At 69.7% G+C, this 21677-nt stretch carries 16 protein-coding genes; 9 read left to right on the forward strand and 7 right to left on the reverse strand.

Annotated elements, in window-relative coordinates:
- Positions 1–256: 256 nt before the first annotated feature.
- The 4 genes from ACH4YL_RS30900 (at position 257) to ACH4YL_RS30915 (ending at position 9557) form a co-directional block, all read left to right on the forward strand.
- On the forward strand, positions 257–2452 hold the full coding sequence (locus ACH4YL_RS30900) for an MMPL family transporter (protein ID WP_398510760.1): 2196 nt from the start codon (positions 257–259) through the stop codon (positions 2450–2452).
- Between the two features lie 197 nt (positions 2453–2649).
- The gene (locus ACH4YL_RS30905; RefSeq protein WP_398510761.1) at positions 2650–4443 is read left to right on the forward strand and encodes an ABC transporter ATP-binding protein; all 1794 of its coding nucleotides are present in this window, start codon (positions 2650–2652) and stop codon (positions 4441–4443) included.
- Complete coding sequence (locus ACH4YL_RS30910) at positions 4443–6179, forward strand: ABC transporter ATP-binding protein (RefSeq protein WP_398510762.1); 1737 nt, start codon at positions 4443–4445, stop codon at positions 6177–6179. The genes ACH4YL_RS30905 and ACH4YL_RS30910 overlap by 1 nt, the downstream gene beginning before the upstream one ends.
- Before the next feature lie 501 nt (positions 6180–6680).
- A complete protein-coding gene (locus ACH4YL_RS30915; RefSeq protein ID WP_398510763.1) occupies positions 6681–9557 on the forward strand; it encodes a LuxR C-terminal-related transcriptional regulator in 2877 nt (958 codons plus the stop codon).
- A gap of 79 nt (positions 9558–9636) precedes the next feature.
- On the opposite strand, the gene ACH4YL_RS30920 is transcribed toward ACH4YL_RS30915, so the two are convergent.
- The 4 genes from ACH4YL_RS30920 to ACH4YL_RS30935 all read right to left on the reverse strand — a co-directional run bounded on the left by ACH4YL_RS30920 (position 9637) and on the right by ACH4YL_RS30935 (position 13685).
- Entirely contained in the window at positions 9637–10818 is a 1182-nt protein-coding gene (locus tag ACH4YL_RS30920; RefSeq protein WP_398510764.1) for a thioester reductase domain-containing protein, read from the reverse strand.
- 52 nt (positions 10819–10870) lie between these two features.
- Positions 10871–12115, reverse strand: coding sequence for an aspartate aminotransferase family protein (locus ACH4YL_RS30925; RefSeq protein WP_398510765.1), 1245 nt, complete (start codon positions 12113–12115; stop codon positions 10871–10873).
- A gap of 24 nt (positions 12116–12139) precedes the next feature.
- A complete protein-coding gene (locus ACH4YL_RS30930) occupies positions 12140–12559 on the reverse strand; it encodes a type II toxin-antitoxin system RatA family toxin (protein WP_398510766.1) in 420 nt (139 codons plus the stop codon).
- Between the two features lie 169 nt (positions 12560–12728).
- Positions 12729–13685, reverse strand: coding sequence for a BTAD domain-containing putative transcriptional regulator (locus tag ACH4YL_RS30935; RefSeq protein WP_398510767.1), 957 nt, complete (start codon positions 13683–13685; stop codon positions 12729–12731).
- Between the two features lie 279 nt (positions 13686–13964).
- Here ACH4YL_RS30935 and solA point away from each other — a divergent pair, with 279 nt between their 5' ends.
- Genes solA through ACH4YL_RS30950 form a run of 3 tightly spaced genes read left to right on the forward strand, consistent with a single transcriptional unit; the run spans position 13965 to position 16032 of the window.
- A complete protein-coding gene (gene solA, locus ACH4YL_RS30940) occupies positions 13965–15107 on the forward strand; it encodes an N-methyl-L-tryptophan oxidase (protein WP_398510768.1) in 1143 nt (380 codons plus the stop codon).
- A gap of 54 nt (positions 15108–15161) precedes the next feature.
- Positions 15162–15491 carry an antibiotic biosynthesis monooxygenase family protein gene (locus ACH4YL_RS30945; protein ID WP_398510769.1) on the forward strand — a complete coding sequence of 110 codons (330 nt, stop codon included), beginning with the start codon at positions 15162–15164 and terminating at the stop codon, positions 15489–15491.
- 55 nt (positions 15492–15546) lie between these two features.
- Positions 15547–16032 (forward strand): GNAT family N-acetyltransferase, encoded by a 486-nt coding sequence (locus ACH4YL_RS30950; RefSeq protein ID WP_398510770.1) that lies wholly within the window; start codon positions 15547–15549, stop codon positions 16030–16032.
- Between the two features lie 21 nt (positions 16033–16053).
- Here the strand turns inward: ACH4YL_RS30950 and ACH4YL_RS30955 are convergent, their stop codons facing one another.
- Positions 16054–18117, reverse strand: a complete 2064-nt coding sequence (locus ACH4YL_RS30955) for an MFS transporter (protein WP_398510771.1) — start codon at positions 18115–18117, stop codon at positions 16054–16056.
- Between the two features lie 204 nt (positions 18118–18321).
- On the opposite strand from ACH4YL_RS30955, the gene ACH4YL_RS30960 reads away from it, so the two are divergent.
- Together ACH4YL_RS30960 and ACH4YL_RS30965 are read left to right on the forward strand one after the other, a co-directional pair.
- Positions 18322–19218: a peptidoglycan-binding protein gene (locus ACH4YL_RS30960; protein ID WP_398510772.1), complete on the forward strand. Its 897-nt coding sequence runs from the start codon at positions 18322–18324 to the stop codon at positions 19216–19218.
- A gap of 128 nt (positions 19219–19346) precedes the next feature.
- Positions 19347–20015 carry an HAD-IA family hydrolase gene (locus ACH4YL_RS30965; RefSeq protein ID WP_398510773.1) on the forward strand — a complete coding sequence of 223 codons (669 nt, stop codon included), beginning with the start codon at positions 19347–19349 and terminating at the stop codon, positions 20013–20015.
- A 52-nt stretch (positions 20016–20067) separates the two neighbouring features.
- Here ACH4YL_RS30965 and ACH4YL_RS30970 read toward each other — a convergent pair whose 3' ends face one another.
- Positions 20068–20652 carry a TMEM165/GDT1 family protein gene (locus tag ACH4YL_RS30970; protein ID WP_398510774.1) on the reverse strand — a complete coding sequence of 195 codons (585 nt, stop codon included), beginning with the start codon at positions 20650–20652 and terminating at the stop codon, positions 20068–20070.
- A 236-nt stretch (positions 20653–20888) separates the two neighbouring features.
- Complete coding sequence (locus ACH4YL_RS30975; protein WP_398510775.1) at positions 20889–21629, reverse strand: ABC transporter permease; 741 nt, start codon at positions 21627–21629, stop codon at positions 20889–20891.
- Positions 21630–21677 lie beyond the last annotated feature (48 nt).

The raw sequence follows: 21677 nt of genomic DNA on the forward strand, positions 1-21677 counted from the left end.
AAATGTACCGCAACAGTGTTTTGCAAGCTGGCCGACAGCGGGCCGCATCAGCGCCTGTCAGCACCGTCCCGGCCGGGCTTCACACCTCTCCTGATTTTTCGTTCAGCATTTCCGCAGGTCAACAGCGTTCTCGACAGCCCGTAAGCCGCCCCAGGGCGCTTGATTCCACGCTGCGAGGGATTGATAACGCTGTTACTGTTGCCGTAGCGTCAGAGCTCCAGGCATCCGACGCTCGCGAACGATCTAGGGAGATGCGATGTTCGAAGGGTTGGGGCGTTTCATTCACCGAGGGCGTAAGCCCCTGCTGATCTTCACGTTGCTGTTCGCCGTGTTCTCCGGGGTCTACGGGGTCGGCGTCTTCGGTGACATGAAGCCCGGCGGCTTCGAGAACCCGGATTCCGAGAGCCGCAAGGCGGCCCAGCTGGCGGAGAAGGCCTTCCCGCAGCGGGCGCCCGACGCGGTGGTGGTCTACCGGAGCAAGGACAAGACAGTTGACGACCCGTCATTCCAGAAGTCGATCGTCGGCAAGGTGGAGTCCCTGCCGCGCGATGTGGTCACAGGGTCCGCCCACTTCTGGATGACCAAGATGCCGGAGCAGGTCAGCCGGGACCGGCACGCGACCTATGTCGCGCTGAACCTGCACGGCGGCGACGACAACGCCAAGGAACAGTCCTACAAGAAGATCAAGGACAAGCTGGATGTGGCGGGGCTCGAGACCCTGCGCGGCGGTCCTGTACCGACGGGCTTCCAGGCGGGCGAGGAGATCGGCAAGGACCTCGGGATGGCCGAGGGCTTCTCCTTCCCGGTGCTCTTCATCTTCCTGATCGTCGTCTTCGGCGGACTGGCCGCGGCCAGCCTGCCGCTGCTCGTCGGCGGTCTGTCCATCCTGGGATCGATGGCGGTGCTGCGCGTGATCGCGCAGTTCACCGATGTCTCGGTGTTCGCGATGAGCCTCGTGACGGTCCTCGGTCTCGCGGTGGCCATCGACTACGGCCTGCTGATCGTGAGCCGTTACCGCGAGGAGCTGGAGCGCGGAAAGACCGGTGAGGAGGCGCTGTCGCGCACCGTCGCCACGGCCGGCCGCACCGTCGTGGTCTCCGGCATCACGGTCGCCGTCGCCCTGTTCGGCATGACCTTCTTCCCGTTCGCGTTCCTGAAGTCCATGGCGTACGGCGGCGTCGCCGCGGTCGTGCTGTCGGTGTTCTTCTCGATCATCGCGCTGCCCGCCGCGCTCGCCGTGATGGGTCCGAAGGTGAACGCGCTCTCACTGCGCCGCCGCAAGCGCGAAGCGCCGGCCCAGGCGCCGGCCGAGGCCGAGGGCCACGGGGCCTGGTACAGGCTGGCGCACGGCCTGATGAAGCGTCCGTTGATCGTCACGGTGCTCACGCTCGGTGTGCTTCTCGCCCTGGCCGCGCCGTTCGCGCGGATCGAGTTCGGCGCCAACGACGCGCGGCAGCTGCCGAACAGCGCCGAGGGCCGCCAGGTGCACAACATCCTGGAGAAGGACTTCGACGGCGACGGCGTGAAGTCGATCGACTCGCTGCTCACGCTGGCGGGCGAGGCCAAGTCCAAGGAGCAGGGCGCCGCGTTGCAGGCGTACGCCGACCGGCTCGGCAAGGTGCCCGGTGCGAAGGGCGCGCAGATCTCCGGCGTCGAGGGCACGTTCGCGCGGGTCTCGGTCAAGTTCGACGGCGTGGCCGTGTCCACCGAGGCGCGGGACCTGGTGAACGATCTGCGCGAAGTCCCGCTGCCGCCGGGCGCGAAGGCGTCCTTCGGCGGTGAGACCGCGGTGTTCGACGACACGCTCGACGCGCTCGCCGACACGCTGCCGTGGATGCTGCTGTACATCGCGGTCGCGACATACCTCCTGCTCTTCCTGGCCTTCGGCTCGGTGCTGCTGCCGCTGAAGGCGATCGCGATGAACCTGCTGTCGCTCTCGGCCACCTTCGGCATCCTGGTCTGGATCTTCCAGGACGGGCATCTCGAGAATGTGATCGGCTTCGACTCCACCGGGAACATCGAACCCAATATGCCGATCATGCTGTTCGCGCTGATCTTCGGACTCTCCATGGACTACGAGGTGTTCCTCGTGTCCCGGATCCGGGAGCAGTACGACCTGCTCGGCGACCCCACCGCCGCGGTGGCAACTGGTCTGCAGAACATCGGGCGGCTGATCGTCAGCGCCGCGCTGCTGATGTGCGTGCCGCTCGCGGCGATGGCGACCAGCGGCGTGCTGACCATGACGCTGTTCGGCGTCGGCATGGTGATCGCGATCCTGCTCGATGTGTTCGTGGTGCGGATTCTGCTGGTGCCGGCCGTCATGAAGCTGATGGGACGGGCGGGTTGGTGGGCTCCCGGCCCGCTGGCGCGGCTGTACTCCAAGTACGGCATCAAGGAGACGGACGGCATTCCGGACGACACCAGCCGGGAGCGCGTCCCGGTCGCAGGCTGACCGACATCCCTCCCCGGGTCGCCGGGAGACAACCGGCGTACCTCAAGGGCCCGGGCTGAAGTGCCGTGGTCGGCGGCGGCACTTCAGCCCGCTGTCGCCGCCGCCGGCGGCGGACAGCGCTTGACGCACGGAGCCCGACGTCAGGTACAGTCAACCCATCTATTAGACACCGTCTAACTGAGGTCATGGAGGCCCAGATGGCCGCGGAACAGACCGCACTTGGCGCGATTCTCCGCCCGATCAGGACAAGGCTGAGGCTGGCCGTCGCCGCCCAGGCCGTCTCAGCGGTCGCCGGCGTCGTGCCCTTCATCGCCATCGCCGAACTCGGCCGGGTGCTGCTCGACAATGAGCCGGACCGTTCGAGCGACGCATGGACCATCACCGCGATCGGCGCCGGCGCCCTGCTGATCCGGCTGATCTTTTTGCTGGCAGCCGGCGCGCTCTCGCACTTCGCGGACAACGAACTGCAGAGCCACATCCGGCGCGGCATCGTGGACAGGCTCGGCCGGGTGCCGCTGGGCTGGTTCTCCGCCCGCAACTCCGGCACGGTGAAGAAGGCCGTGCAGGACGACGTGGACGCGATGCACCACCTGATCGCGCACTCCATGCTCGACATGACCGCCGCCACCGTCGTGCCGGCCGTCTCGGTCGCCTACCTCTTCTGGGTGGACTGGGCGATGACGCTGGTGACGCTCGCGCCGCTGGTCATCGGCCTCAGCCTGTACAGCATCACGATGGCCGGCATGGCGAGCCATCTGCCCGAGTACGACAAGGCGATGGGACGGCTCAACAGCAGCGCGGTCGAGTTCGTGCAGGGCATCGCCGTGGTGAAGACCTTCGGCCAGTCCCGCCGGGCGCACCAGAAGTTCGGCGACGCCGCCGACGACTTCTCGTCCTTCTTCCTCAACTGGGTGCGCTCCACGCACAGTTCCAAGAGCGCGGCCGAGATCGTGCTCTCGCCCGTCGCCGTGCTGGTCGCGGTGCTGGTCGGCGGGGCGCTGTTCGTGACGAACGGCTCGATCGCCGCCGTGGACCTGCTGCCGTTCGCGCTGCTCGGCATCGGTCTCACCGCGCCGATCCTGTCGCTGTTCTACTCGAGCTACGAGCTGCGGATCGCCAAGGCCGCCGCCGAGCGCGTGAACGAGGTGCTGGAGGCCGACGAACTGCCCGTGCCCGCCGCACCGCGCACCCCGGCCGGCCACGACGTCAGCTACCAGGGCGTGCGGTTCTCCTACGACGGCAAGCAGGAAGCCGTCGCCGGCGTCGATCTGGAGCTGACGCCCGGCACGGTCACCGCGCTGGTCGGACCTTCCGGTTCCGGCAAGAGCACCCTCGCCACACTGCTGCCGCGGTTCGGCGATGTGACCGCCGGATCGATCAGCATCGGCGGCGTCGACATCAGGGAACTGGCACTGGAAGACCTGTACAGCCGGGTCGCGTTCGTCTTCCAGGACGTACGGCTCACACAGGACACCGTCGAGAACAACATCCGGATGGCACGGCCCGACGCCGACCGCTCCGAGGTGGTGGCGGCGGCCCGCGCGGCCAGCGTGCATGAGGTGATCGAGGCGCTGCCGCGCGGCTACGACTCGGTGATCGGCGAGGACGCCCGGTTCTCCGGCGGCCAGGCGCAGCGCGTCTCGATCGCCCGGGCGCTGCTCGCGGACACACCGATCATCGTGCTCGACGAGGCCGCGGCCTTCGCCGACCCGCAGTCCGAGGCCACGGTGCAGGACGCGCTCTCGGAGCTGACCCGCGGCAAGATCGTGCTGCTGATCGCCCACCGGCTGTCGACCGTGGTCGACGCGCACCAGATCGCGGTGCTCGAGGACGGACGGATCGTCGAGCGCGGCACCCACGCCGAACTGGTCGCCCGCGGCGGCAAGTTCGCCCGGATGTGGCACGCCCACGAGCGCACCGCCCAGTGGCAGCCCCACCAGTCAACATCGGTCTCGACCGCGAGCACCGCTCCGGTGGGAGGGAACATCTGATGATCCGGCAACTGCTCAATGTCGTGGGCCCCGAGCACGGCCGGCCCGTACGCAGGATGCTCGCCGCGCTGGTGGTGGGCGCGGTCCTGCAAGGCGTCGCGTTCGCCCTGCTCGTACCGATCCTGGAAGCGCTCTTCGGCTCCGACCCGGACGAGGTCTGGCCCTGGATCTGGGTCCTGCTCGGCGTCTCGGCGCTGTACTGCGCGGCGTACCAATACAGCATGCGCATCGGATTCCAGGCGGGCGCGACGCTCTCCAGGACGGTGCACCACCGGATCGGCGACCAGGTGGCCTCGCTGCCGCTCGGCTGGTTCGCGCCCGAGCGGGTCGGCCAGCTTGGCCAGCTCGCCACCAAGAGCGTGATGGACATCATGGGTGTGCCGGCGCATCTGCTGCGGCCGCTGGTGACCAGCTTTGTCACGCCCGCCACCGTGGTGGCGCTGATGTACGTCTTCGACTGGCGGCTCGCGCTGGCGGCCACGCTCACCATCCCGGTGATCGTCGTGGTCTACCGGTGGAGCATCGGACTGAGCCGCAAGGCCGACGAGGCACGGACCGAGGCACACGCCGTGACCGGCGGCAAGGTCGTCGAGTTCGCGCAACTCCAGCCGGTCCTGCGGGTCTTCGGCCGGGGCACGAGCGCCGGATCGCGCGGCCTGGACGAGGCGCTGAACACGCAGTACGAGGCGTCCCGCCGGGTGCTCGTCACCGGCGTGCCCGGCCTGATCAGCTTCTCCCTGGTGATCCAGGCGGCGTTCACGGTCATCCTGGTGACCGGCACGTATCTGGTCCTCGACGGCGGGCTCGGCGTGGCCAAGCTGCTGGCGATCCTGGTCCTCGCCGCCCGGTTCATCGAGCCGATCGCGGAGACCGCGGTGCTCGGCTCGACGCTGCGCACCGCGCGGGCGGCGCTCGACCGGGTCTCCGAGCTGCTGGCCGAGCCCGTGCTGCCGCAGCCGGAGGACCCGCGGGTGCCGCTGGGCAACGCGGTCGAGTTCGAAAACGTCTCCTTCAGCTACGACGGCACGCCGGTGCTGTCCGGAGTCTCGCTGATCATGGAGGAGGGCACGATGACCGCGCTGGTCGGTCCCTCCGGCTCCGGCAAGACGACGGTCAGCAAGCTGATCCCGCGGTTCTGGGACGTGGACTCGGGCGTGGTGCGGGTCGGCGGTGTGGACGTGCGGGACATCGATCCCGAGGAGCTGATGTCCCGTATCTCGGTGGTGTTCCAGGATGTGTACCTCTTCGAGGGCACCATCCTGGAGAACATCCGGGTCGGCCGTCCCTCCGCGACCGACGCCGAGGTCCGGGATGTCGCGCGGCTGGCCAGGGTCGAGGAGATCGTGCAGCGGCTGCCCGACGGCTGGGACACCAAGGTCGGCGAGGGCGGCGCGCTGCTCTCGGGCGGCGAGCGGCAGCGGGTGTCCATCGCCCGCGCGATCCTGAAGGACGCGCCGATCGTGCTGCTCGACGAGGCGACCGCATCGCTCGACCCGGAGAACGAGCAGGCGGTGCAGGACGCGCTGAGCGTGCTGACCGCGGGCCGGACGCTGCTGGTCATCGCGCACCGGCTGCAGACCGTGGCCGCTGCCGACCAGATCCTGCTGCTCGCCGAGGGACGGATCGTGGAGCGCGGCCGGCACGACCAACTCGTCGACGCGGAAGGCCGGTACGCGGCGTTCTGGACGGAGCGCAGCCGGGCCCAGCGGTGGCGTCTCACGCGGCAGCACGCATGACGCACCGCCCTTTCGAATAAGCCGTCGAATATGACGTGGGACACATCGCCCCCGGCCTTCCGGCCAGGGGCGATCGGCGCCCGGAACAGAAGTATCCGAAACGTCATGGAAACATTAGGGAATGCATGGCTTGAAGCACATGCGCCGACCAGGCGGCCGACAGGAAGTCAGAATTGCCGGTGCACTTGCCGCTCCCCCCGGTAACACCCCGCATGAATGGCTGAGCCATCAGGGCTTTCGAGTGTTCGCACGTCCGACAGAACCAATCCAGCCCCGCTTCCAACATGCCGGTCTATACTTGCAACCGTCCTGTTGGCCCATCAGGTCCGAGTGACTTGAAAGCGTCGTAGCTCTTTTCGTCCGACCGGGAGCAAAGCGGATACTGAGGCAAGTTTCCTGCCGGTCGCAGGCTGTTCAATTGGCCGACACGTTAAGACACCTGAGGGTCCCGGGACATTCATGAAAGGTGCTGACATTCTTCCTGCGGGGGCTTGAGAACAGATGTCAACAGATGTTGTTTCGCACTGGCCGATAACCGCCCGAGATGCCGAGCTGAAAGCTGTAGAAATCGCCCTCGGCCGAGGCAGTGGCGCGATCCTTGTCGGTGGTCCCGGAGTCGGCAAGAGCCTTCTGCTGTCCACCGCGCTGGAGCGGGCCGCCGACGAAGGCCGAACGGTGCTCTCCGTCGGCGGCGCGAGCTGGAACAGCGGCACGCGGGCACGGGGCTTCGGTTCACTCGCGGAATGTCTGGAAACAGTCGAACCCTCAACCCTGGACGGTCCCGCGTCGGACCGCCCGGTCGTCGGCATCGACGACGCCCACCTGGTGGACGCCGCGTCGGGTCACCGACTGCACATGCTGGTCGCCGCGGGACGCCTGAGCGTCCTGGCCACCAGCCGCAAGGACGCGCAGGCACCCGCCGGCATCGACAAGTTGTGGGTCGACCGGCTGATCGACCATGTCGAGGTCGCGCCGTTCGACAGCACCGCGCTGGGCCATGTGCTGCGCGCCCGGCTCGGCGGTCACACCGACACATCGACGCTCGAACGGCTTTGGGCGGCCACCCATGGAAACGCTCTCATGCTGCGCGAGCTCATCGAGCACGCCCTCGAGGACGAGTCGCTGCGCGCCGTGAACGGGACCTGGATCTGGCAGGGCCTGACCGAGCGTCCCGGCAAACGGCTCTCCGACGTCATACGCCTGGGGCTGCGCGATCTGGGCCCCGATGAACACGAGCTGGTCAACATGCTCGCCGTGGCCGAGCCGTTGGAGATCGGCATCGCCGCCGCGTCGGGCCTCGCCCACGCGGCGGAGTCGCTCGATCTGCGCGGCATCGTGACCGTCGAACGCACCGGAGCACGCGTCGAACTCCGGCTCGCCGTGCCGCTGAGCCGGGTCGTGGTCGCCTCCCGGATGTCCGACCTCACCGCCCAGCGGCTGCGCCGCGAGGTCGCCGACGCCCTGGAGCGCACCGGGGCAAGGCGGGCCGAGGACGTCCTGCGGATCGTCTGGCTGCGGATCGAGGCAGGGCTCGTACCGGACCGCGGCCAGCTGCTCGCGGCGGCGCGTACGGCCTTGCAGCGGCGGGACTTCGTGCTCGCCGAGCGGCTGTGCCTGCTGGCCCTGCGGGACGCTCCCGCGGGCGACGAGACCTCCCCGTACGGCCCGGTGCCGGACTCCGCGGAGTACGGATCCGACCTCTGCCGTGTGGTGAGCCGCGCGGCCAAGAGCTCCGACGACCCCGCCGACTGCATCCGGGCCGCACTGCTGCTCGGCCAGGTACTCGTCGGCAGGGGCTGCCACGAGGAGGCCGAGGCCGTGCTGGCCACGGCACTCGACGCCGGTGTGGAGGTGCCGCACAGCGAGTACATCGCCGCCGTGCACACCCGGGTGATCAACCTGGCCTGGCGGCTGCGGCGGGTGCCGGAGGCCGGTGCCGTACTGGCGCACGCCATCAAGGCCATCGGCTCCGAGCACGCGGGCGTGCTGCACGGCAGCCGCGCCACCATCGCCGTGATGTCCGACCAGCTCCAGGACGCCGTCACCATCGGCGACTCGGTGCTGCGGGCCGGCACCGCCGGCCTGCCCGTCACGCAGGCACTGGTGCCCGTGGTGGCCTTCGCGCGCACCGAACTCGGCGACCCGATCGGCGCGTTGGAGCTGCTGAACCGCTACCGGGACGTCTCGTTCGACTGGGACACCGACGCGCTGGTCCTCGTCGACGCGGTCGCCGCCCGCTGCTCGTACCTCTCCGGCAACCTCAAGGAGGCCGCCGAGACCCTCGACGCGCCGCGCCGCTACGACTCCACCGACCGCTGGCCCGTGCTGCTGCAGAGCATCATCGCCCGGTCCAGGCTGCTGCGGATGCTGGGCCGGCCCGAGCGCGCCGTGGTCCTGCTGCGGCAGGCGATCGCCGTCGAGTCGGGTCACGAGTGGCCCGCCACCCGGGCCTGGCCGCTCGCCCAACTGGCGGGCGCACTGGCCGAGTCGGGCCAGCACTCGGAGGCGCTGCGCACGCTCGTCGAGGCCCGCTCGGTGCAGAACGAGGCGGTGTCGCACCCGATCGCGGAGGACGAGATCGCCCACGACCGCGCACTGGTCCTCGCCCACACCGGCGACCGGTCCGGCGCCGTCGCGCACGCCGTCGAGCTGGCCGACCGCGCGGCCGCGGCGGGCCGTACGGTCACCGCGGTGATGGCGCTGCACCTGGCCGCCCGGATCAAGGAGGGCGCCGCGTTCCGGTTCCGCAAGGAGGCGCAGCAGCTCGCGGCCAGGAGCACCGGAGGCGTGGTGCGGGTGATGGCCGATCACATCCAGGCGCTCGCCGAGGCCGACGGCAACGCCCTCGCCAAGGTCTGCAAGCAGTTCCGCGACATGGGCGCGCTGCCGCTGGCCGCCGAGGCCGCCGCGCAGGCCGCGCGCGCCTACCGGGCGTCGGGCCAGCGCAGGAAGGGCCGTGAGGCATGGGCGGCTTGTCAGGACTTTCTACGCGCGTCCGGCGGGGCGCTGCCGCCGTGGATGGTGAGCGAGAGCCGGCGGGAGAGCGACATCGCGCCGCTGACACCCCGGGAGCGGGAGGTGGCCGCGCTGGCGGCGACGGGGATGTCGAACCGCGACATCGCGAACCGGCTGGTGGTGTCCGTACGCACGGTGGAGAACCATCTGCACCGGATCTACCACAAGTTGGGGATCACGGCGCGGAACGATCTCAAGCGCGGACTGGAGCAGGCGGCCGCGCAGTCAGAAGGGGCCGGCCGGATCGCGCCGGTGCAGCTGATCCGGTCGGCGGACTCGGACTTCGCCGCCGAGGACGAGCCGGACAGTGAACGGCTGCCGCACGAGGTCGGGTTCCGCTTCGTCGACCGGCCCGCGTCCTGACGGCGGCGGCGGTACGGCCCCGGCACGACTGTGTCCCGCGAGGAAACTCATCGCGGGACACAGTCGGTTCACAGCGAGATCAGAGCATCGGGTCCGGCAGGACTCCGTGGCGCACGAAATAGCTGACGTAGCCGGCGAAGACCTTCTCGTCGATGGCCGGGCAGCCGACTCCGGTGCCGTTCAGGAACGCGCGGGTGGCGTCGTCGGCGAATACCGCGACCTCACCGCTCTCCTGGTCCATGAGAATGCGCAGCAGCGGGAACATGGAGTTGTTGACGTCGGCCGAAACGGCCTTCATCCACTTGAGGATGGAGACTTCCTTCAGCTCGTATCCGACGGAGCGGACCAGCCGGAGGATCTCCTCGGAATCCAGCGTCCCGGGACTCACCTCATGGAATGCGCGCCCGATCGACTCCGGGTTCATCGAGGAGGCAACAATGGCGGCGCTGACATAGTCGACCGGCACCATGTTCATCTCGAGCCGGAACTTCCGCGGATACAGGCCCGCTTGTACGGAACCGGTGATGAACCGCCAGACGAAGTCGTTCTTCTGGCAGGCGCCGCTCACCGTGTCGCCCCACACCTGGCCGGGCCGGTGGATCGTCAGCGGCACACCTCTGCGGCCCGCCTCCGCCACCAGCTGCTCGGAGACCCACTTGCTCTTCGTGTAGCCGAGCGGCAGCTCCTCAGGAGGGCCGGTGGGGTCGGTCTCGGCCTGCGGCCCCAGCGCCGCCTTGGGCTGGAAGACACCGGTGGACGACACATGGTGCAGCGGCGCCTTCGCCGCGCAGGCCAGCCGGAGGATCTCGTGGGTCGCGTCGATGGTGGACTTCCGCAGCCACCGGTACAGCGTCAGGAAGTTGACCTTGGCCGCCGAGTGGTAGACGGCGTCGATCCGCCCGGCCAGCCCGTCGTACGCCTCCTGCGCGATACCGAGCCTCGGCTTGGTCACATCTCCGGTGACCACCCTGACCCGGTCCAGGTCGACGTCGTCGATGATCTCGTACGTGCCCAGGGTGGCCTTCAGCCGCTCGAGACCGGCGTCGGCGTCGGCGGCCCGCACCAGGCAGTGCACGACCAGGCCGCGCGCCAGCAGTTCCTTCAGCAGAAATGCCCCGAGAAACCCGGTCGCTCCGGTGAGGAACACTTCGGATACCGTGCTCGGATCCTTCGCCTTCGCCGTGAAACCGGTGATGTCATCGGCCAGTTTGATGTCTTCGGCGAAATCGTCGGTGACTTCAGAATGCGTGAGCGAAGTCATCAGTTATCTTCGTTCCTTCCCCGGGACAAATCCGGCGGGTTCGGTGCCGCGGCTATGCGCCGGCGGCGGCCTCGGCTATCGCGCCGGTCAGCAGCGACAGGGCCTCTTTGACGTCCTCGTCGGACGCGACGAGCGGCGGGAGCAGCCGTACGGTCGTGGGACGGCTGATGCACGGAGAGACGACCAGACCGCGCTGCGCGAGCCCGGCGAGCACATCGCCCGCCAGCTCCGGCGAGCTGAAGTCGATGCCCCACAGCAGGCCGCGGCCGCGCGTGGCGACCACGGCGTCGCCGTACTGCGCCTTGATCTCCGCCAGACCCTCGGCCATCAGCTTGGAGATGCGCACACCGTCGTCGGCGTGCCGCTCGATGGTGTCCAGCGCCACCGGGATCACCGCGGTGCCCAGCGGGTGGCCGCTGAACGTGGCGGTGTGCTTCATCGGGTCCGACAACAGCGGCTCGAAGAGCCGGTCGTTGCCGACCGCGGCCGACACCGGCACGACGCCGCCGCCGAGCGGCTTGCCGAGCAGCACCGCGTCCACCGCGAGCCCGGCCTCCAGCGCGACCGAGCGGGCGCCGCAGCGCCGCAGGCCGACCTGGATCTCGTCGGAGATGACAAACGCGCCGTGCTCGTGCGCGTCGCGGGTCCACTGCGCGAGGACGCCCTCGTCCAGCACCTGCACACCGCTCTCGGCCTGCACCGGCTCGAAGATGACCGCCGCGACGTCCTGTTCGCGGATGACCTTGGCGACAGCCTCGGGGTCGTCGGGTGCGACATGGACGACGCCCTGGAGCAGCGGCTCCAGACCGGTCTTGAAGCGTTCGTTGTGGGTCAGCGCGAGCGCGCCGAGGGTCTTTCCGTGGAAGGCGCCCTCGACCGCGACGACGGTCATCCGGCCGGTGGCCATCCGCGCCAGCTTCACGGACACCTCGACGGCGTCAGCGCCGCCGCAGCCGAAGTAGACCCGGTTGAGCGAACCTCCGAGGTACTCCGTGAGACGCTCCGCGGCCTGCGCCGGGACCGGGCTCTGCACCGACCTGGTCGAGGTCGGCATGATGTCGAGCTGGCTCTTGACGGCGTCGGTGATCGCCTTGTTCCGGTGGCCGAGCAGGGCCACCGCGAAGGAGCCGAAATCGAGGACGGACCGGCCGTCGGAGAGGGTCACCCGGCAGCCCTCGGCGGAGGACTCGACGGCGCCCTGTCCGGTGAACTTGCCGGCCACCGAAAGCGCGAGAGAGAAATGGCGCTTCACGCGCCGGAATGTTTCCTTGGCATCGGGCGTGCGAAGGTCACTCATCTGCTTCTCCTTCTGGAAAGCCTGTTAGAGGGCCTGCTCGACGATGCCCTGCTGGTAGCCCTCGAGCGCCTTGGCCACCGCGGGATGAATCATTTCGGCGACCATGGGAAGGCCGATGTCGAATTCCACCTTCAGCTCAAGACCGACGCCGTCGCCGGATTCGACGACCTGCCAATAGCCTTCGTACTGCGCGAGATCGCCGTCGGTCTGACGGAATTCAACGCGTCGGCGCTCGGGATCGATGACGTCCTCCTGATCCCATTCCATCTCCGAACCCTTGAGTTCGACCACCCAGCTGCTGGTACGGCGACCGTCCGCCTCGTCGCCGATCGTCACCTCGTTGACACCCTCCATATAGGAAGGGAACGCCTCGATGTCCAGCAGCACCTTCCACAACTGGTCGGCTGTCCCGGAACTCGTGTGGGTCGTATGCAGCACGGCCACGGAATTCTCCTCTCAGAAATTTGAATTTCCGCTCATAGGCGATTCGCATCGTAGATTGAACCGCCACCCACTGGGACATCCAGAAGGCACATCTGACACGTAATTGACAGGCTGACAACGTGAGTTCGGACGGAGTCGAGACGGATCAGACGTATCGGGCGCGGGCCGGTCAGGCGGAATCCCGGCGCTGTCCGGAAGCGCCTTCCTCGACCAGCGCGACCAGCCGTTCCACTTCCGAGCGCAGCGTGTTCTGTTCGGACGTCAGCTGGTCCACCCGGCGGCGCAGCCTCAGGAGTTCGAGATCGCCCGCACCGGACGTGTCGCCGAACTCCTCGGCCACCGTGTGCTGGGCCACGCCCTGCGTGTGCCACCGCTGGCCGTCGTGGATCTGGCGTACGTGTGCGGAGCGCACCGGCGCCGAACCGGGACCGGGCTCGCCGGCCCGGCGGCGTCGCGAGGTGTCGCGCACCGCCCGCGCCTCGCCCTGCCGGCCGCAGCGCTGGAGCGAGAGCACCAGCTGGTCGCGGAAGCGCTCTCTGAGCGGGTGCGCGGCGACCAGTTCCTCGAGCTGGCCGACCACTTGGCGGTGCTGGCCCAGCCGGAGCGAGGCGTCGCACAGGTCCTCCAGGGCCAGCAGCCGCTCCTCCTCGAGCCGCGCCGCGACTCCGGAGCACAGCGGACCGTGGGAACCACCGTCCAGCGCCGGACCGCGCCACAGCTTCAGCGCCTTGCGCAGCAGCAGGGTCGCGGCCTGCGGATCGGACTCCAGCTGCCGCTGCGCCCGCGCCACTTGCAGCCGGAACTGGACGCTGTCGAGCTCGTCGGGCCGCGCCTGCAGCAGATATCCGGAACCGCGGGCCACCAGCCGTGGCGTGTTGGCCCGGGACGGCTCCACCTCGATCAACTGCTGCCGCAGCCGCGACACATGCGCCTGCAGCGCGTTGATGGCCTTGTCCGGCGCGTTGCGTCCCCACAACTCGTTGATCAGCGCTTCGGTCGGCACTGGAGACCCCATACGGACCAGCAGCACACCGAGCAGCACCCGCTGCTTGGGACTGGTCAGCTGGACGCTCCGCTGCCTGACTTCGTCGTAGATCTCAGGGGGGCCCAGTACCCGGAATTGCATCCATACCTCCACCGGTCGTCGCGGCCTGCACCGCGCGGCTCTCTGAAGGGACCACGGGCCGGGACCCCGCTTCATGAGTACTTCGGTACTCAAACCCGTTCCGGGGCACCACTTCGCGCCAGCCTCAGCCGGGCCCGCGGCGGCCGTCCCGAGCGGCGACGGCGCAGGCCGGTGAGTGGGCCCGCAAGGTGAGTGGCGGCTACTCAGGCGGGCGCGCGCGGCCCCGTGGTCCAGTGGTTCCCGGCACCGTGAACGGACAGGCAGGCAGGAGTGAGTGGCATGACTCGGTGGGATGCTGAGGCCGCGGTCGTGGGGCTCGGGGCGTGGGGCGCCTCGGCGCTGTGGCAGCTGGCCGCCCGGGGCGTCGACGTCATGGGGTTCGAGCGCTTCACACCGGGCCATTCGCTCGGCTCCTCGCACGGCGGCTCGCAGATGTTCCGCCTCACCTGCCTGGAACACCCGCAGCTGGTGCCGCTCGCCCAGCGGTCCCGGGAGCTGTGGTCGGAACTCGAAGACGCCGCGCAGGAGCAGCTGTTCGTCGCATCGGGCGGGCTGCTGATCGGCCCGGAGAACGGCCATGTCGCCGGCGGCACGCTCCGCGCGGCCCGCGCGCACGGCATCGACGTCCGCACCTACACGGCCGCCGCGCTGCGCTTCCAGTACCCGCGTCACACCGGTGTGGCGGACCATCACACCGGCGTCTGGGAGCCGTCGGCCGGGATCTTACGGCCGGAGGCCACGGTCCGGGCCGCGGTCTCGCTCGCTCGCCGCGCGGGCGCACGCGTCTTCGCCGACACCCGGATCACCGGGGTCGAACCGGTGACGGGCGGCGTCCTGCTGCACACCGCGCAGAAGACCGTCCGCGTACGGCAGGTCCTGGTGACGGCCGGATCCTGGCTCTCGGAGCTGGTGCCCGGCCTCCCGCTGGAGACCGTACGGATGCCGATGACGTGGTTCCGTCCGCTGGAGCCGGACGGCAGTTTCACACTGGAGGAATTCCCGGTCTTCATGCGGGAGTTGGACGACGGCCGGGTGCTGCGCGGCAGCGGCATGGAAGGCGGTCACGACATCAAGCTGAGCTTTGAGGACCGGAGCGTGTCGGCCAAGCCCATCGATCCGGACGACAGCGACCGGTCGGTGACGCCCGACGACTGGTCGGACCTGGCGCGGATGCTGCCCGCCAAGATCCCCGGCCTCGAGTCGCTGCCGGCGAAGGTCACGGTGTGCATGCGCACGCGGACGCCGGACGGCCAGTTCGTCATCGGCCGTCCGGGCGGCGACCCGCGCCTGATCGTCGCGGGCGGCGACAACGGGCACGGTTTCCAGCACGCGACGGGCATCGGCGAGGCGCTGGCGGACCTGGCCCAAGGCAGCCGTACGCAGGTCCCGCTGGAGTTCCTCTCGCCGGACCGCTTCGGCTGAGAGCGCTCCGGGACCACGCGGGGCGACGGCCGAGCCATGAGGCAGGATGAGTTCATGAGCATCGTGAAGATCAACGTCCTCACCGTCCCCGCCGAGCAGCGCGAGGTGCTGGAGAAGCGCTTCGCCTCCCGTGCGGGCGCGGTGGAGAACTCCGACGGCTTCGAGTGGTTCGAGCTCCTGCGCCCCGTCGAAGGCACCGACCAGTACCTCGTCTACACGCGCTGGCGCGACGAGGCCGCCTTCCAGTCCTGGATGGAGGGCACCATGAAGGCGTCGCACGGCGCGGGACAGGGCGGCGAGGGCGGCGAGCGGCCGAAGCCCGCGGCTTCCGGTTCCACGCTGTGGTCGTTCGAGGTGGTCCAGCAGGCCGCGCCCAAGGAGTAGAGCGGCCCGGAAAACCGTTGGCCCGGCCGTTCCGGCCTCAGGTAGACAGAGCTTCATGAACGCCTGGGCCATCGCCCCCGAACCCGTCGAATCGCCCGTCGCCACCGCTCTGCGCCGTGACTACTACGGCGATGTCGCAGGCAGCTACTGGAAGCGGCCCGCGACCTCCGAGGAGATCGACGAAGGGCTGGACGGCGACAACTCGCCGCTGCTCGTGCCGCCCACCGGCCAGTTCGTCGTCGGCCGGTACGGCGGCGAGGCCGCGGCCTGCGGCGGGTTCCTGATGCTGGACGCCGAGCGCGCCGAGCTGACCCGCGTCTACATCCGGCCCGCGTTCCGCGGCAGGAAGGGCGCGGCGCTGCTCCTTCAGTTCCTGGAGTCCGAGGCCCGCGCGCTCGGAGCGATCCGCATGGTGCTCAACACCCGGCTCGACCTTGTCGAGGCCCGCCGGCTGTACGTGCGGCACGGCTACCGCGAGATCCCGCTCTATTGCCACGACACGCACGTCGACATCTGCTACGCCAAGGAGCTCGCAGCCTGAGTCTTCCGTGCCGCCGCGTCCTCAGTGCCGACGCCCGTGCCGCGCATGGTCGCTCGGCGGCGGCGGGCCGTACGGCCGCTCCGCGTCCGAGCCGCACAGCTCCGCGTTCAGCTCCTGCACCAGCTGCACCAGATCCGTCGGCCGGTCCGGCCCCCACCAGTCGCCGAGCAGCTCGGCCAGCGACTCCTCGCGCGCCGCGGCGAGCCGTACCGCCGTCTGCAGACCCGGCTCGGTGAGCTGGAGTTGCAGCCCCTCGCGATAGGTCAGCCCGCGCTCCTCCAACTGACGGGCCGCCTCGGTGATGGTGCGCAGCGGTACGGGGGTGGTGTCGGCGAGCAGCGCCGGTTCGACGACGCCGTGCCGGCGGATGCGCAGCAGCAGCCAACTGGCCGCCGGCAGCAGGTCGTACCCGGCCTTCTCGGTGATCCGCTCGTAGATCTTGCGTCTGCCCTCGCGTGAGCCGAGCACCGAGAGCGCCCGCGCCACCTCCTCGTGGGAGGAGCGCTCGACCGGGTTGGAGGCAAGCGTCTGGGTGGTGTCGGGCGCGGTGACCGAGCCGCGCAGCGGGTCCTCCTTGAGGAACCAGGCGAAGACGAAGGCGACGAGGACCACGGGCACCGCGTACAGGAAGACGTCCGTGATCGACGAGGAGAACGCCTGGATCGCCGACGACCGCAGCCCGGGCGGCAGTTCGGTGATCGCCCGCGGGTCGGCGGCCAGCTCGGCCGGACCGGCGCCCGGCGGCACCCGCTGTCCGGCGAGCGCTTCGGCGAGATTGTCCCCGAGCTGGTTGGCAAAGAGCGTGCCGAAGATGGCGACGCCGAACGAGGCACCGATCGAGCGGAAGAAGGTCGCTCCGGAGGTGGCGACGCCCAGGTCCTCGTAACTGACCGCGTTCTGCACGACCAGGACCAGCACCTGCATCACCAGGCCGAGTCCGGCGCCGAAGACGAAGAAGTAGACGCTCATCTCCCATGTGGAGCTGGATTCGTCCATCCGGTGGAGCAGTACGAGTCCGAGGGCCGTGACGGCGGTCCCGGCGATCGGGAAGACCTTCCAGCGGCCGGTGCGGGTGACGATCTGCCCGGACACGGTGGAGGTGATCAGCAGTCCGAGCACCATCGGCAGCATGTGCACGCCGGACAGGGTCGGTGTGACGCCCTGCACCACCTGCAGGAAGGTCGGCAGATAGGTCATCGCGCCGAACATCGCGAAGCCGACGACAAAGCTGATGACGCCGACCAGAGTGAAGGTGCGGATCCGGAACAGCCCGAGCGGCAGCACGGGTTCGGCCGCGCGGCGCTCCACGTACACGAACGCGACGAGCAGCACCGCGCCGAGCACGGCGAGGCCGATGATCTGCGCCGAGCCCCACGCCCAGGTGGTGCCGCCGAGCGACGCGACCAGGACCAGGCAGGTGGCGACGGAGGCGATGAGGAAGGTGCCGAGGTAGTCGATCGTGTGCTTGGTGGTGCGTACGGGAATGTGCAGTACGGCGGCGATGACGGCGAGTGCCACGATGCCGATCGGCAGATTGATGTAGAAGACCCAGCGCCAGCTGAGGTGTTGGGTGAACAGGCCGCCGAGCAGCGGCCCGAGCACGCTCGTCGCCCCGAACACGGCGCCGAAGAGCCCCTGGTACTTGCCGCGTTCGCGCGGCGAGACGATGTCGCCGACGATCGCCATGGACAGCACGATCAGGCCGCCGCCGCCGAGGCCCTGGAGCGCGCGGAAGCCGATGAGCTGCGGCATGTTCTGCGCGATGCCGCAGAGCGCGGAGCCGATGAGAAAGATGACGATCGCGGCCTGGAAGAGTTTCTTGCGGCCGTACTGGTCGCCGAGCTTGCCCCACAGCGGAGTCGCCGCGGTGGACGCCAGCAGATACGCGGTGACCACCCACGACAGATGGTCCAGGCCGCCGAGTTCGCTGACGATGGTCGGCAGGGCGGTGGAGACGATGGTCTGGTCGAGCGCGGCGAGCAGCAGGCCGAGCAGCAGTGCGCCGATGGCCACCATGACGGATCGCGGGTTCTGGCCCTCACCGGGGGCCGGATTCACGGCCGGGGTGCTCACTTCCTGAGCCATGCCGATCTCCTCGGTTCCGCGCCCCTCCCCATGGCCGCCTTTCAACACTCTCCTCCCCATCCTGGTGGTTGTGGCCGGTTATGGCCTGCCGAGCGGTCCGCCCGGACGGCCGGGCGGCGTTGGGCGCGGCACGGGACAGCTGCATAATCGCTCGCAGTGCACGGGGGTGCGTTGGGGCGGAAGCCCCAGGGGAGGGATCCAGCAATGACCGGACACCTGTGTCCTGAATGCGGTACGCCGCGCGATGCCGAGGGCAGAGCCGGGCCCGGCTGCGCCTGCGCGGAACGTGCGGCGGACGCGATGCGGGCGGATCGGGAGGCGGACATCGCGGCGGCGGAGGATTTCGATCCGCTGCGAGTCCGGCCGTATGTGACGTTGAGCGACGTGCCCGAAAGCGGGCCTGTGCCGGACGGTGCGACGGTGCCCCTGCCCGTGACCGTGCCGCGCCCGGAACCGATGGACCGCGTACCGGCGCCGCGTGATGAACCGCACACGCTCGACTCGGTGAACCTCACTCCCCCGTCACGGCACCGTCGCCGCCAGCGGTCGCACAAGGGACTCATGGCGGTCGCGGCGGCTGTGACGGTGGCCGGGACCGCGGCTTTCGCCGGCGGGCTGTTCTCCGGGGACGACAAGCGCGACAAGTCCCTGCCGGACCGGGAGACGAGCCCGCCGACCGTGAGCGCGCCGCCGGACGTGCCCAGCGGGTCGCCGTCCCCGTCGGCGTCCGTCTCGGCCTCCGCGTCGTCCTCGGCGTCCAGTACGCCATCGGCTCAGTCCTCGCCCAGCGCATCCGCCTCGTCCGCGCCCGCCACCTCGTCCGCCCCGGCGACGACGGCGCAGGCCACCGGGACGATCTCGGAAGCCCCGGAGTCCCCGGGGTCGGGCACGCTGCGCAGCGGGGACAGCGGACCGGCGGTCGTGGAGCTGCAGCAGCGGCTGGCCGAGGTGTGGCTGTACGCAGGCCCGATGGACGGCGAGTACGACGACTCCGTCGAGGACTCGGTGCGGATCTTCCAGGAGAGCCGGAATGTCAAGGGCGATCCCAAGGGTGTGTACGGCCCGAAGACGCGCCGCGCGCTGGAGAAGGAGACGGACTAGTCACCGGAAGGGGTGGCGCGGGCGGCCCGTGTTTTGTATGTTGGTGGAACAAAGTGGTTCCGCCCGTACTCCCTGACCGGCGGGCGGAGCCACTTGTTCTCTTTCTCCCGCTGCCCTGGAGTACACCGATGCCGGCCAGCACCACGCCCGCCCTGACCGCCCGCGCCCTCCTGCTCGACATGGACGGCACCATCGTCAACTCGGACGCGGTGGTCGAGCGCGTCTGGCGCCACTGGGCGACCGAGCACGACCTGGACCCCGAGGAGACGCTCAAGGTCGTCCACGGCCGGCAGGGATACGCCACGATGGCGGCGCTGCTGCCGGACCGCCCGATGGAGCAGAACTACGCCGAGAACCGCGTGATGCTCGCGCTGGAGACCGAGGACACCGAAGGCGTGGTGCCCGTCCCCGGCGCGCCTGCCTTCATGGCCGCGCTCGCCGCACTCCCGCACGCGCTGGTGACCTCGGCGGACGAGGAGCTCGCGCAGGCCCGGATGACCGCGGCGGACCTTCCGATGCCGCGGACCCGGGTCACCGCGGAACGCGTCGGAGCGAGCAAGCCGGACCCGGAGGGCTTCCTGAAGGGCGCGGCGGAGCTGGGCTTCGCGCCGGCGGACTGTGTGGCCTTCGAGGACTCCGACGCGGGCATCCGCGCGGCACGCTCCGCCGGCATGCGGGTGGTGGGCGTCGGCCCGCGCGCGAAGACCCTGGGCCCGGACCTCCACGTCGACGACCTCACGGCTCTGCGGGTGTCGACGGCCCCGGACGGCTCGATCCACCTCCACGTCACGGCCTGAGGCACGCGGTACGCGTCGGGGCCGACGCCAGAGGTCCGGGGCCGAGCCCCGACTAGCCCACAACCGCCTCGTACGCGCTGAAGCCCGCCAGTACCAGCATCAGGCCGGCCGCCACCTTCGTGATCAGCCGCAGCGGCACGTACTTCATCAGCGTCCGCCCGCCCACGATCCCGATCGCCGCCACCGTCCACAGCGCCAGCACCGCGCCGATCCCGACCGACACCGAGCTGTCGTACCGAGCCGCCAGATTCGCGGTCATGATCTGCGTCAGATCACCGAACTCCGCGACCAGGATCAGCATGAACCCCGCCCCGGAGACCTTCCAGAAGGACTGGTCCGCCGGGGCTTTGACGTTCTCCTCCTCGCCGTCGTCCTTCTTGAACAGCAGCACCAGCGCGCCCGCCAGGAAGAGTGCGGCCACCACTGCCTGCACCAGCCGGTGCGGCAGCAGCGTCAGGACGGAGCCCGCCGCGATGGCGAGGGCGACATGGACGGCGAAGGCGGCCGCGACGCCCGCGAAGACGTACGAGGCGCGGTAGCGGGTGCCGAGCATCAGACCGGCAAGCGCGGTCTTGTCGGGGAGCTCGGCGAGAAAGACGACGCCGAAGGTGATCGCCATGACGGTGAAGCTGATCACGGGTGATTCCTCAATCGGTCGGGCGCGGCCCTGCCGAGAGTCCTGAGCGTTTCAGGGGTCGCTTCGGCACGGCAGCGCCATGAATGGGTCCATGGGCACTGCTGCCGAAGGTCTCGCCGGCGGGCCACAAAGGTCCGCCTCCGGGCGCCGGCCGGGCACGAGGCCCAGCAGTATGTCGACGTTCCGGCGAAGAGCTACTCCCCTTCTGCTCCGTACAGGGTAACCGAGCGTTGCGCTCACTCCGGGTCCCGGTACAGCCGACCCCGGGCCACCAGCTCCAGCACCACCGCGACCGCCACCGCCTGCACCGCCATCAGCCCCACCAGCACAAACAGCTGTACCGCACCCGCCTCCACCGGCGACGCCCCGCCGAGCAGCATGCCGACGAACGCGCCCGGCAGCGTGACGAGACCCACGGTCCTGGTCTGGTCGAGCCCCGGCAGCAGCGCGTCCGAGGCGGGCGCCCGCGCCACCTCCATCCGCGCGTCGCGGTCCAGCAGCCCGAGCGCCATCCCGGCCTCCACCTCTCCGCGGCGCAGCGTCAGCTCGTCCAGCGCCCGCCGCCCGCCGAGCACCGTCGCGGTGAGCGCGCCGCCGATGAGGATTCCGGTCACCGGGATGAGCGCGATGCCCTTCAGCGGCACCAGACCGGTGAGCAGCAGCGCGGCGACGACCGGGAAGACTCCGGCGGCGATCGGCAGCCCGGCCCACCACCAGCTCCCGTTCTTGGTGATGCGGCGGCCCGCGGTGCGTACGGCGACGGCGTACATCAGCACGACGAAGGCGAGCAGCAGCGGCAGGTAACGGACGACCCAGCCGATCAGCAGGGAGACAACGCCGAGTTGGACCGCGGCCCGCACGCCGGCGACGGTGATCTCGCGGGCCCGTCCGAGGTGGGCGAGGGCGGCCACGGTCGCCGCTACGGCGAGCAGGACGGCCAGTACAGCCCCAAATGTGACATTGACTGGCAGCAGCACCCGCCAACCCTATGCCGGGCGCCGCTCTCTGCAGGTGTGTCAGAACAC

This window comes from Streptomyces sp. NPDC020681 (genome assembly GCF_044334895.1).
In the GTDB taxonomy this organism is placed as follows: Bacteria; Actinomycetota; Actinomycetes; order Streptomycetales; family Streptomycetaceae; genus Streptomyces.

Bases quoted from the DNA above. Each gene is read 5' to 3' on its own strand.
- ACH4YL_RS30900 (WP_398510760.1), top strand. From the start codon at position 257: ATGTTCGAAGGGTTGGGGCGTTTCATTCACCGAGGGCGTAAGCCCCTG.
- ACH4YL_RS30905 (WP_398510761.1), top strand. From the start codon at position 2,650: ATGGCCGCGGAACAGACCGCACTTGGCGCGATTCTCCGCCCGATCAGG.
- ACH4YL_RS30910 (WP_398510762.1), top strand. From the start codon at position 4,443: ATGATCCGGCAACTGCTCAATGTCGTGGGCCCCGAGCACGGCCGGCCC.
- ACH4YL_RS30915 (WP_398510763.1), top strand. From the start codon at position 6,681: ATGTCAACAGATGTTGTTTCGCACTGGCCGATAACCGCCCGAGATGCC.
- ACH4YL_RS30920 (WP_398510764.1), bottom strand. From the start codon at position 10,818: ATGACTTCGCTCACGCATTCTGAAGTCACCGACGATTTCGCCGAAGAC.
- ACH4YL_RS30925 (WP_398510765.1), bottom strand. From the start codon at position 12,115: ATGAGTGACCTTCGCACGCCCGATGCCAAGGAAACATTCCGGCGCGTG.
- ACH4YL_RS30935 (WP_398510767.1), bottom strand. From the start codon at position 13,685: ATGCAATTCCGGGTACTGGGCCCCCCTGAGATCTACGACGAAGTCAGG.
- solA (WP_398510768.1), top strand. From the start codon at position 13,965: ATGACTCGGTGGGATGCTGAGGCCGCGGTCGTGGGGCTCGGGGCGTGG.
- ACH4YL_RS30945 (WP_398510769.1), top strand. From the start codon at position 15,162: ATGAGCATCGTGAAGATCAACGTCCTCACCGTCCCCGCCGAGCAGCGC.
- ACH4YL_RS30950 (WP_398510770.1), top strand. From the start codon at position 15,547: ATGAACGCCTGGGCCATCGCCCCCGAACCCGTCGAATCGCCCGTCGCC.
- ACH4YL_RS30955 (WP_398510771.1), bottom strand. From the start codon at position 18,117: ATGGCTCAGGAAGTGAGCACCCCGGCCGTGAATCCGGCCCCCGGTGAG.
- ACH4YL_RS30960 (WP_398510772.1), top strand. From the start codon at position 18,322: ATGACCGGACACCTGTGTCCTGAATGCGGTACGCCGCGCGATGCCGAG.
- ACH4YL_RS30965 (WP_398510773.1), top strand. From the start codon at position 19,347: ATGCCGGCCAGCACCACGCCCGCCCTGACCGCCCGCGCCCTCCTGCTC.